Origin of the sequence: Desulfocicer vacuolatum DSM 3385 (genome assembly GCF_900176365.1) — a bacterium.
GTDB classification, from domain to species: domain Bacteria; phylum Desulfobacterota; class Desulfobacteria; order Desulfobacterales; family Desulfobacteraceae; genus Desulfocicer; species Desulfocicer vacuolatum.
The window spans coordinates 374,927-385,739 of record NZ_FWXY01000001.1 but is presented as its reverse complement, the minus strand read 5'-3'; the positions used below and the strand labels follow the sequence as shown (position 1 = coordinate 385,739).

General features: G+C 46.0%; 10 protein-coding genes. All 10 read left to right on the top strand.

Features of this window, described 5'->3' with window-relative positions; genetic code table 11:
• Position 1 precedes the first annotated feature (1 nt).
• The 10 genes from B9A32_RS01690 to B9A32_RS01645 all read left to right on the top strand — a co-directional run bounded on the left by B9A32_RS01690 (position 2) and on the right by B9A32_RS01645 (position 10,751).
• A complete protein-coding gene (locus B9A32_RS01690) occupies positions 2-331 on the top strand; it encodes a hypothetical protein (protein ID WP_084066630.1) in 330 nt (109 codons plus the stop codon).
• Between the two features lie 79 nt (positions 332-410).
• Positions 411-1,223 (top strand): DUF4198 domain-containing protein, encoded by an 813-nt coding sequence (locus B9A32_RS01685; RefSeq protein WP_084066629.1) that lies wholly within the window; start codon positions 411-413, stop codon positions 1,221-1,223.
• 127 nt (positions 1,224-1,350) lie between these two features.
• The gene (locus B9A32_RS01680; protein ID WP_084066628.1) at positions 1,351-2,484 is read left to right on the top strand and encodes an LbtU family siderophore porin; all 1,134 of its coding nucleotides are present in this window, start codon (positions 1,351-1,353) and stop codon (positions 2,482-2,484) included.
• Between the two features lie 312 nt (positions 2,485-2,796).
• Complete coding sequence (locus B9A32_RS01675; RefSeq protein WP_084066627.1) at positions 2,797-3,279, top strand: hypothetical protein; 483 nt, start codon at positions 2,797-2,799, stop codon at positions 3,277-3,279.
• A gap of 340 nt (positions 3,280-3,619) precedes the next feature.
• The gene (locus B9A32_RS01670) at positions 3,620-4,864 is read left to right on the top strand and encodes a sensor histidine kinase (RefSeq protein ID WP_170923659.1); all 1,245 of its coding nucleotides are present in this window, start codon (positions 3,620-3,622) and stop codon (positions 4,862-4,864) included.
• On the top strand, positions 4,848-6,683 hold the full coding sequence (locus tag B9A32_RS01665) for a two-component system response regulator (RefSeq protein WP_084066625.1): 1,836 nt from the start codon (positions 4,848-4,850) through the stop codon (positions 6,681-6,683). Before B9A32_RS01670 ends, B9A32_RS01665 begins: the two co-directional genes overlap by 17 nt.
• Positions 6,684-6,930: 247 nt before the next feature.
• Positions 6,931-7,905, top strand: coding sequence for a TroA family protein (locus B9A32_RS01660; protein WP_084066624.1), 975 nt, complete (start codon positions 6,931-6,933; stop codon positions 7,903-7,905).
• A gap of 122 nt (positions 7,906-8,027) precedes the next feature.
• A complete protein-coding gene (locus tag B9A32_RS01655) occupies positions 8,028-8,570 on the top strand; it encodes an MptD family putative ECF transporter S component (RefSeq protein ID WP_084066623.1) in 543 nt (180 codons plus the stop codon).
• A complete protein-coding gene (locus B9A32_RS01650; protein ID WP_084066622.1) occupies positions 8,548-9,345 on the top strand; it encodes an energy-coupling factor transporter transmembrane component T family protein in 798 nt (265 codons plus the stop codon). Before B9A32_RS01655 ends, B9A32_RS01650 begins: the two co-directional genes overlap by 23 nt.
• Entirely contained in the window at positions 9,342-10,751 is a 1,410-nt protein-coding gene (locus B9A32_RS01645; RefSeq protein WP_084066621.1) for an ABC transporter ATP-binding protein, read from the top strand. The genes B9A32_RS01650 and B9A32_RS01645 overlap by 4 nt, the downstream gene beginning before the upstream one ends.
• The last annotated feature ends 62 nt before the right edge of the window (positions 10,752-10,813 follow it).

The window sequence follows — 10,813 nt, the reverse complement described above, 5'->3', positions numbered from 1 at the left end:
TATGATTCGATTTAACACCAGGTTTATTTCTACTGGATTACTGGGACTTTCTCTTTGTTTCTCAAGCGCTGTTTATGCCCACACCCCCCTTTGCTCCTGCTATGACAACGGAGATAACACCATCACCTGTGAGGGTGGATTTTCTGATGGATCATCTGCCTCCGGTGTGGAGATGCGGGTGGAGGATAAAAGCGGAAAGCAGTTGCTCAAGGGAAAAATGAATGAGGACAGCGAGTTCTCCTTTGATAAGCCGTCTGTTCCTTATAAAGTCATTTTTGATGGTGGTGAAGGTCATGCTGTGGAAAATGACGGTGATGAGATCGTGGAATAAAGATGTGTAGTGGGTAAATTCGACTCAAAGCCGGATTTGCCCGTGCCGATTAATTAATACTATTTAAGGAGTTTGTTCGATGAAAAAGAAAATTGTACTGTTTGCCGGGATGATGCTTCTTGCCATGTCTCTGCCGGCCATGGCCCATTTCCAGATGATCTACACCCCTGAAGCGGCCTTAAACAAAGGCGGAAAAATTCCCCTGGCCCTGGTATTTACCCATCCCTTTGAGGCAGGCCATACAATGGATATGGGAAAACCGGAACAATTTTTTGTGGTGCGATCCAGGGGTGAAAACACCCCTAAAAAGACCGACCTTCTTCCCACTCTCAAGCCTGTTATCTGGACCAGTCTGACCAATTCAGGTGCTGCCTGGGAAACCGGTTATACTGCCCGGGGCGGGGACCACACATTTTGTCTGATTCCCGATCCTTACTGGGAAGAGGGTGACGGCTTTTTTATCAAACAAAACACCAAGGTGATCATCAATGTGGGCGGAGAGCCCGGAGCATGGATGGAGCCTGTTGGTCTTCCCACCGAAATTGTTCCCCTTTGCAAACCCTATGATCGCTGGACCGGTAATGTCTTCCAGGGCCAGGTGCTTTTTAACGGCAAGCCCGTACCCGGTGCTGAAATTGAAATTGAATACATGAACCACAAGCCTCTGCTGGACAAAAAAGCCTTTGCCAAGGAAGCCGCAGCAAAAGCTCCCCAGGACTCCTTTGTTTTGCAGACCATTTTTGCCGACGTTAACGGTGTTTTCACCTTTGGTATCCCTAAACAGGGATGGTGGGGATTTGCAGCTCTGGATCTTGATCCGGATTACACCCATAAAGGTAAAAAATGTTCCCGGGATGCTGTTATGTGGATCAAGGCTGTGGATATGAAATAATCATAGAAGGAAAGGCATCTTTCAGTTACCCCAAAGATACTTTAGAGTTTTAAAAAAACGAGCACCTGAAAATGGTCAATTGACTGTAAAAGTGTACAGCAGGAATGAAAGATGCCGAAGGAAAAAGATGAAAGTTAAAAAGATGAATGTATTGACGGTGAAATGGTTCCAAGCACTATTTTGTGGATTAATGCTTTTTTGTATTACCTCCATGGGTTGGGCTGAAGAATTGTCCAATTTCGCACTTGGAGAACGCATTACCCAGCTTGAAGAAAAAATGAAAGGTGGTGGCGGGGCATTACCCGGCTGGCTGGATCGTATCAGCATGAGTGGTGTCATTGAGGTGGAAGCAGGATTTGAAAGTCTTGATTTTGATAATCCCGCTGCTGAAGATGAAGATTCCAGTGATTTTTCCCTTGCCACTGTGGAACTGGGTATTGAGGGGGAAATCTCAGAGCATGTAAGCGGTTCTCTGCTTCTGCTCTATGAAGACGGTGAAGACATTGTATTTGACGAAGCTTTTATCACCTTGACCGGTGGAGAAAATTTGCCGTTTTACCTTAAGGCCGGTGAATTGTATGTGCCTTTTGGTTCATTTGAGAGTAATATGATTTCAGATCCCCTGACCTTGGAGATTGGGGAGACCCGCGAGACCGCGTTGGAAGTTGGGTATGAAATAGCAGGATTTTATTGTGCGGCTTATCTTTTTAACGGGGATGTGGATGAAGTTGATGGAGATAACGACGTTGATAATTTCGGTCTTAATGCCGGTTATGCCCTGGAAACCGATGCCATGAGTCTGGATATGGGTATCAGCTATATCAACAATCTGTTGGATTCCGATGGAATGGGCGATATTGTGGATGGTTCTGGAGCAGCTCTGGATGAGTATGTGGGGGGGGTTGCCCTCCATGGCGTTTTCAATTTTGGTCCCTTGACCGTCATCGGTGAGTATGTCGGCGCAACGGATGAGCCTGAATGGAACTATGCCAATGGTACCACAGGAGAGGGAGAAAAACCTTGTGCATGGAATGCAGAAGTGGGTTATACCTTTGAGATGGCTGGAAAAGAAACCGTTGTGGGTCTTGCCTATCAGGGAACAGACAATCTGGAAGACGAGCTTCCGGAAACCCGCGTGGTGGGTGCAGTTGCCGTGGCTATCCTGGAGAATACCACCCTTGCTCTTGAGTATCTCCATGACGAATTTGAGTCTGATGATGAGGCAGATGTTATCACCGCCCAGCTGGCCATTGAATTTTAAAATCTGAAACAGCACCGGCACTTTTTATTTGATTTAACCCTGAATTATTCTTCCCTCCCCGGTCAATCAATCAGGGAGGGGGGATATTCAGTGTGCAGGCAGACAATCCGTTTTTATTAACGGATTTTTTTTGAGCTTTAAGTTAGATGTGTAAAACAATGATAGACGTTATGGGGGGGGTGCGTGAAATGAAAGTCATCACATGGGATAAGGGTAACAAAATACTTGTTCCGTCAATAACAAGGTTAAAAAAAATCGTGGGTTTGCGCCGGTTGTTTTTTATCAAACAATGTTCTTAAAGGGGGAAAAACCATGTCCATTGTTAAACGGCCTGAGTCTGATTTGTTCAAATTTTTATTCAGGGATTTATTGAAAAAGGAGAATGTAATGCAAAATCACTTTCAGATGAATATCAAAAAAAGCAATGGAGACCTTCATGTGAGAGCTCAAGGTAGTTTTAATGGAAATTCAGCCTGGGAACTGCTCAACCTGCTCCATGCCACATATAAAGGAAAGGGAAGAATATTTGTCGATACCAGACACTTACAGGAAGTTTTTCCATTTGGATGTGATATTTTTAAAAATTATTTAGACAAAGGAATTGTCCCTCCTGAAATTCTCTATTTTAAAGGCGAAAACGGTTTTGCAATGGCTCCGACGGGGAGTAAAGTGCTCAAAATAGCTGAAAAATCACGCCATGGTTGTAAAGGAAATTGTGTCAATTGTAAATGTAACGTCAGAAAGAAAAAAAAGGTGGGCAAACGGGTTGTTCCACTGGAAAAAATAGCGGTTTAGTTTGATTTTTCGGGCAGGAGGATTCCTGCCTTTTATAAAGTGCCTGCTTGACCTGGTGGTATGGAGGTATGTATTTGTGTGGTTTTCCATAATGTTAAAAACAAAGTTTCGGATCGTTCTTTTTTTTTACAGCGTTGTTCCGGTTTTGATCTTGGGTTGGTATGGATGGTGCCACCAGATGTTCTTAGTGCATGATTTTCAGGCAGCCTTAATTCTTGGAATTGGCTTGGCCGTGGTTCTTCCAATGATTGCCCACATTCTTCCCGGGCTTAATTGGATTGTTTTAAACCAATTAAACACTATTTCATCCCTATGCCGGGAAATCAAAAAGGGCAATTACATGTTTTTTGAGATCCCCAATCCCCCCATGGAAAAGGATGAAGAAAACGAGTTAAACCAGTTGATGCGGGATATGAACTGGATGATTCGGCAGATCCGTAATCGTGAAAGCGATCTGGAAGAAAAAGTTGCCCGCAGAACCCGGGAGTTGGCGGCCCTTGTTGATGAACTACGGGTTGCCAAGGAGGTGGCTGTGGCTTCTGACAAGGCAAAAAGTACCTTTTTGGCCAATATGAGCCATGAGATTAAAACCCCCATGAATGCCATCCTCGGGATGACAGAAGTTTTATCCTCCACCGATCTTGATATAACCCAAAATATGTATCTCCAGACAGCTTCAGATGCCACAGCTGCTTTGATGAGGATCATTGATGATATTCTTGATTTTTCCAAGGCTGCAGCCAACAAAATGACATTGGAGTTCATTCCTTTTTCCGTGGAGAGTGTCGTGGAGGATGCGGTGGCGTTATTCCGTGAAAATGCACGACAAAAAAAACTTACCCTTGAATTGGAGATCGGCGATAAAGTGGCCCTTCAGCATTCCGGTGACCCATTTCGCTTAAAGCAGATTGTGAATAATCTGCTGTCCAATGCAATTAAATTTTCTGAAAAGGGAAGAGTGAAGATTTCGGTGGAGCAAACGACTGAGATAGGGCCGGGGGATGGGAAGGAAGAGGAAAAGCTCTTGTTTACCGTTCATGATACAGGCATTGGCATTGCACCAGACGCCATTGATACGATTTTTTCTCCTTTTTCCCAGGCTGACAACACTGTGACTCGAAAATACGGTGGAACCGGCCTGGGATTGGCCATTTCCCGTCATTTGCTCCAGCTGATGGGGGGGCGCATCTGGGTGGAAAGTGAAGAGAATAAAGGGAGTTCCTTTTATTTTACTGTGACCTTTCCAGTTTGCAGCGTGGAGACCGTGGAGGAAAAGAAGGTACCCTTTTCAGGTCAGTCGCCTCAAGATGTAGAACAGACAATATCCTTTAATAATAGTGATGTGGATTGGTCGCAAATGTCTGTGTTGCTGGAAAGATGCAGCCGGATGCTGGAAGAGAATCAAGTGACGGCCAAAATTTTTATAAATAAACATTTAACCCCATTAAAGGGCACTGATCTCAAGGAGGAAATCATGGATCTTGAAAAAGAGATCAAATTGTTTGATTTCAACAGCGCCCGGAATACCATGGCGCAGATTCGAAGGAAGATCCACTCTTTTTCCACCAATGGATTTACGTCCTGATAATAAAGGATATCACGCTAAGTGCGAGGCAGTTATGAAGAACAAGGTGTTGATTGTGGATGATACCCCTGAGAATATTGATGTATTGTGGGGAATGCTCAGTCAAGAATATCAGGTTTTGGCCGCCATTGACGGCTGCCAGGCAATGCAAGCGGCGTTCAGCAATCCTCCGGATCTGATTTTGTTGGATGTGATGATGCCGGAGATGGATGGATATGAGGTTTGCCGGAAATTAAAAAAGGATCATCGGACCCGGGATATACCGGTGATTTTTGTCTCGGCAAAAAGTGATGATGAAGACGAAATAAGGGGTTTTGCCATGGGGGCAGTGGACTATATTAGAAAGCCGGTGAAAAAAATGGTGGTAAAATCACGGGTGCGCTCTCATCTTGCTTTAAAAAAACATCAGGACAGATTACTTGCAAAATTGCGATATCAGGCGCTTTACGATCCCCTGACAAATATACCCAACCGAACTCTCTTGACTGAACGTCTGAATAGGGCCTTGGAACGATTGAAAAGAAATTCCAATTGTCCTTTTGCCGTGTTGATGATTGATCTTGATCGCTTTAAAGAACTCAATGATTCCCTGGGGCATCTGGCCGGGGATAAAATGTTGATTCATCTTTCAAAAACCATTCAGTCCTGTCTGAGATCCATGGATACCCTGGCCCGTATGGGGGGGGATGAATTTGTAGCAATTGTTGAAGACGTAAAGGATATCCAGCAGGTGGAGGAGATCGCCCGGCGCATGCAGACGGTGATCCAAAAGCCCGTTGCCTTCAACGATGTGGAAGTGACCTTGAGTGCCAGTATCGGGATTGTCTGGCAAACAGCTGTTGGGCGCTCTCCGGAAGAGTTGCTCCGGGACGCGGATATGGCCATGTATCGCGCCAAAAATACCGGGAAATCCTGTTTCAGACACTATGAAAGTTCCATGCATGAACAAGCCCTGGAGCGGATCAAGGTGGAAAATGAACTTCGTTTTGCCCTGGAACGAAATGAATTTTGTCTCTATTTTCAACCCATTATTTCCATTGAAAAGAATCAATTGTCGGGATTTGAAGCACTCATTCGGTGGTGCCACCCCAAGTACGGAGTCATCTCTCCAGAAAAATTTATCCCCATTGCCGAAGAGACGGGGCTGATTGTTCCCATTGGTACCTGGGTGCTGGAAAAAGCGTGTCAACAGCTTTCCCAATGGCACGGCATGGGGGAAGCGGAAAAATCACTTTGCATGAATATCAATGTTTCTGTCAATCAATTTTTACAGCCTTCTTTTGTTCAAATAATTGATAAAATGATTGCAAAATACGGGGTTCCTCCCCGATGTATTCGATTGGAAATCACCGAGTCGTTGTTGATGAAGCATTCCAGGGAAGCTGTGGAAAAATTAAATCTTATCAAAAACAAAGGCGTTCAAATTGCCATAGATGATTTTGGAACCGGATATTCATCTCTGGCCTATGTTCATGAGTTTCCCATGGATCAATTGAAAATTGACAGCTCCTTTATTGGAAAAATCAATGAAAGATCCCAAACTCTGGAAGTGGTGAAATCCATCATTATGATGTCCATAAGTCTGGGAGTGGAGGTGGTGGCCGAAGGTGTTGAAAAGGATGAGCAGCTGGATATCCTGGAACAATTAGGATGCCACAAGGCCCAGGGATATCTTTTTGCCCGGCCTGTACCGGAAAAAATGGCCACTGAATACCTCAACAAACTTATACCACTCAGAAACCCTGTTGATATTGGAGCAGATACTCCTGCTGATATTAAGACGTATTTAACCATGAACCGCAGAACAAGGCATTCTTAAAATAACTGCCACGGGCAGACCGTATTCTGATCTCGCTTTGCCCACAACGAAGCTTGAAAGAGTGTTAGCCTTGCCGATTCTTTTTGTAGAAAGTATCTCAAATAACATAGGTTCTGACGACAGGAGTCTGGTTGAACGATATTGACAATGCCTATGCGCAAGGGGAGTAGCAACGGCCAGGGATTTATCTTTTTAGATGCTGCCTGACCTGTCATTATTAATCCATAATAAATAAAAGGAAATAGTTATGTCACAGAAAAGAGCTGAACTTTTTATCGTCACAGGATTGCTTTTCCTCCTGGCCGTAGCCCTTGCCCTGCCCACACCCTCGGCCATGGCTTCTCCGTCAAAGGTGGGTGAACAGATTCCCGTAATTATGGTGGGAGACCGTTTGGTGGATGCGGCCCACAGTCTGGGGGTGGTGCCTGTAGCCATGGTTGTGCGATGTTCCATGTGGCCCATGTGCGATAAACTCAAATCTTCGGTGCAGGTTCTGGGTTGTCCCGAATGCCTGCTTAAGAAAAAATTAGATCCCCTTTTTAAGTATGGAGAAAAACATGGCATTAAAAAGGTTTTCATCGAAAAAAGCATGGAATTTTGTGCTTATAAAAAAGGCCTGGACCTTGAAAAAATAGGAGATTTGGCCAAGGCCGGAGGTTATGAGGTAAGTTATGTGGATTTCACCCAGGGGTTGGACCATGCAGTGCAGGGGACCGCTGAACTCATCGGTCAAAAGAACAAAGCCGTCCCAGCCATGGGAAAATACCGGCAGGCCATGGAGAAAACCCTGAAATTTATTAAAAACAAAACCTTTGTAAAGAATGTGGTGATCATCCGGGGCACATATCAGGCCGCCAGCGGCAAGACCTTTTTACGCATTGAAAGTCCCAATGGGTATGCAGATAAGTTCATGCTCGATCCTCTGGGGATAAACAATGTGGGACAACTGGCCGTTCCCCAGGGTAAGACCCCTTCAAAGGGTCATATCCAGGTGCGCAAGCTTACCGGGTTGATTGCTGCGGCCCCGGATGCCATTATCATGACCGGGGATGCCCAGGCCGTTCAAAAGGCCATTTACCGGGCTGTAAAAAAGAATCCGGCCTTGGCCGGTGTGCCCGCCCTTAAGGGGCATGCACTGTTCAGCCTGCCCGGATATGTGGATGCTTCTGTCATGGAATATCCCGGAGTTCTTAAGCAATGGGCAGATTTTCTGGCCCTGTGATCCCCCACTTATCTCTTGATGTTCAAGTTTTTTTATATTGATAAAATGGAGGTGGGGTAAGTCTTGCAAAACCGGTCAAAAAAAACTTGAACATCGAGCACCTGGAATTCAAGGAATCACACATGAAAAATAAACAACCCTACTGGGAAATGCGTGAACTTGTTGTCATCGGTGTTTTTGCCGCTGTAACCAAAGTTTCCACTCTCCTTGTGGCCCTGGTGGGCGGTGGAATGAATCCCCTGACCCTGATTCTTAAAAATATGCTGTTTACCACCCTGACCATAGTCCTTTTATATAAAGTAAGAAAATTTGGTGCATTGACCCTTTTTCTTCTGGTCAATGTCATAGTATCCATGCTCCTCATGGGGGGCGGGCTTTTTCTTATTCCCCCCATGATCGTTGCCGGACTTGCAGCTGAAGGATTGATCCTGACTCTGGGTGGGTATAAAAAAAGCGTTAATCTCATGTTTGGGGTGGGATCTTATGATCTGCTGTTTAAGATCGGTTCCGTAGGTGTTTCCTGGTTATATATGCGGGAACAGCAGGAGATGGTTATCATGTCTGCAATTATCGTGGGTATTGGATATATCGGTGCCCTGATGGGGCTGTTCACAGGGGCTCTTTTTGTAAAGGAGTTGCGCCATGCATGTATTATCCGCAGCTGAGCCGCCAACCGGAGGGCACGGCTTTGTGTCCGGCCTGGATGTACGGACCAAAATTTTGCTCTGTCTGTCCATGTCCGTTGCCGTGGTTTTTTTAAAATCCTTTGAGCCTTTGGCATTTCTTACCCTGGCAAGTCTGGTTTATGTGCTTGATATTGGCAGATACAAGATGGTGGGAATGTGCTATCTTGCCATTTGTTTCATGTGGCTGTTATCCATGGCCTTTATGCGCTTGATACATAGCATGAGCCCCATGATTCCGGTGACGGAACCTGTTAAAATGCTGGTTCCTTTTTTGCGCACCATGGTGATGTTTAACACGATTTTAGCCCTGGCTCTGTCTTCTCGGATACAAACCCTTTTAACTTCTCTAAAAAGCTTCAGGCTGCCCATCTGGCTTTATATTCCTTCGGCGGTTATGATTCGTTTTATTCCCTCTTTTATTAAAGATATCCGGCAGATTTACGAAACCATGCGCATTCGGGGGTACAGCTTTAATCTAATTTTTATTTTGCGGCACCCAAGGCTTGCGGTGCGACTCATGGCAGCTCCCATTCTTTTCCGGGCACTGCGTTCCGCCGATGATTTAGGGATCGCTGCCGAACTCAAGGGGGTGGGATATGGTTACTCCACAGAAAATAGCAGAATAGAAAGCTATACTCCCCTGGTTTTTAAATTTAACGACGCTGTTACCCTGGTCGCTGCCTTGCTCCTGCTCATTGCAGCAGGGGGCATTCAAGCGGTGTGGGGCACGGATACAACAGGAATGCTTCCATGATTGAATTGAATAAAGTAACCTACACCTATCCCTTTCAAAAGCAACCCGCTGTTCGGGATATATCCTTTTCCGTCAACCCCGGAGAGGCTGTCCTGGTCACCGGGGCCAGCGGTTGCGGCAAATCCACCCTGGTACGACTTGTCAATGGGCTTTGCCCCCATTTTTTCTTAGGGGAATTTGAGGGCGATATACATCGGAATGGAATCTCCTGTGAGGCCCAGACCCTTAAGGAAATTTCCACCTTGGTGGGTACGGTTTTCCAGGACCCGGAACTTCAGTTTTTTGCCATGAACGTGGATGATGAAATTGCCTTTGCCCATGAATGGCTGGGTAAATCCGCTGAACAGATTCGAAACATTGTGGATAAAACGGCCCGGCGCCTTGGCATAACCGATATCCTGTCTGCCTCCATCCATGAGCTGTCCGAAGGACAAAAACAAAAGGTGGCCATTGGGGGGGTGCTCTCCCTGGCACCTTCCATTCTGGTCCTGGACGAACCTTCGGCCAACCTGGACCCGGAAAGTACCCGGGAGCTGGCCCGGCTTATCCGTGAACTAAAAGCCCGGGATATTGCCGTTCTTGTGGCAGATCATCGCCTTTACTGGCTTGAGGATGTTGTTGATCGGGTTTTGGTGATGGATAAAGGTACCATCGCAGCCCAGGGGAATTTCTCCATTCTGGAAGAGCCTGAATGTAAGGAAAAATACGGATTGCGCAGTCATCGGGTTGAAGATGTACGCCAGACACTGCCTTCACTTCCCGATACCGGCCATATCCATGTGGAAAATTTAACCTTTGCCCACAAAAATGCTCCCCTGCTCTATGAAAATATAAGTTTTTCTCTGGGTAAGGGGGTTACAGCTATTATCGGGGACAATGGTACAGGAAAAACCACACTGGCCCGTCTCTTAACCGGTCTGAGCAGGATGAGGCAGGGAAAGATATTCATAAACGGCAAGCCGGTCCCGGGCAAAGAGGTTTTGAAACGATCCGCCCTTATTCTCCAGAACACTGACCACCAGCTTCACATGAATTCCGTGGTCCAGGAAATCGCAATGGCCTCGGGCATACTCAATCCCGGGAATGTCAAAAAAGAGGGATTGATGGCAATTCTGGAGCGGTTCGGGCTCAAGCACCTGGCAGAGCGACATCCCCAGTCCCTGTCCGGTGGAGAAAAACAGCGCCTGGTCATTGCCTGCGGTCTGGCTGCAAATCCGGATATTTTTATTCTTGACGAACCGACATCAGGACTTGACGGCCGGAATATGAAGCGCATTGCCGATATGATTCAAAGCGCTTCAGATGACGGCATCAGTGTGGTGGTCATCACCCATGACCTTGAACTATTGTCAAAGGTCTGCGATGCAGCCCTGAGATTGCCCATTACAGCCAGACCTGCCCCATGAGCTTGGCTTCATTTTCATTACTCGCGTCTATCTTCCTTTGTCCAATAATGGATTGGGTTATT

What these genes read in the sequence shown, in the direction of transcription:
- B9A32_RS01690 (WP_084066630.1), top strand. Translation starts at nt 2, where the DNA reads ATGATTCGATTTAACACCAGGTTTATTTCTACTGGATTACTGGGACTT.
- B9A32_RS01685 (WP_084066629.1), top strand. Translation starts at nt 411, where the DNA reads ATGAAAAAGAAAATTGTACTGTTTGCCGGGATGATGCTTCTTGCCATG.
- B9A32_RS01680 (WP_084066628.1), top strand. Translation starts at nt 1,351, where the DNA reads ATGAAAGTTAAAAAGATGAATGTATTGACGGTGAAATGGTTCCAAGCA.
- B9A32_RS01675 (WP_084066627.1), top strand. Translation starts at nt 2,797, where the DNA reads ATGTCCATTGTTAAACGGCCTGAGTCTGATTTGTTCAAATTTTTATTC.
- B9A32_RS01670 (WP_170923659.1), top strand. Translation starts at nt 3,620, where the DNA reads ATGTTTTTTGAGATCCCCAATCCCCCCATGGAAAAGGATGAAGAAAAC.
- B9A32_RS01665 (WP_084066625.1), top strand. Translation starts at nt 4,848, where the DNA reads ATGGATTTACGTCCTGATAATAAAGGATATCACGCTAAGTGCGAGGCA.
- B9A32_RS01660 (WP_084066624.1), top strand. Translation starts at nt 6,931, where the DNA reads ATGTCACAGAAAAGAGCTGAACTTTTTATCGTCACAGGATTGCTTTTC.
- B9A32_RS01655 (WP_084066623.1), top strand. Translation starts at nt 8,028, where the DNA reads ATGAAAAATAAACAACCCTACTGGGAAATGCGTGAACTTGTTGTCATC.
- B9A32_RS01650 (WP_084066622.1), top strand. Translation starts at nt 8,548, where the DNA reads ATGCATGTATTATCCGCAGCTGAGCCGCCAACCGGAGGGCACGGCTTT.
- B9A32_RS01645 (WP_084066621.1), top strand. Translation starts at nt 9,342, where the DNA reads ATGATTGAATTGAATAAAGTAACCTACACCTATCCCTTTCAAAAGCAA.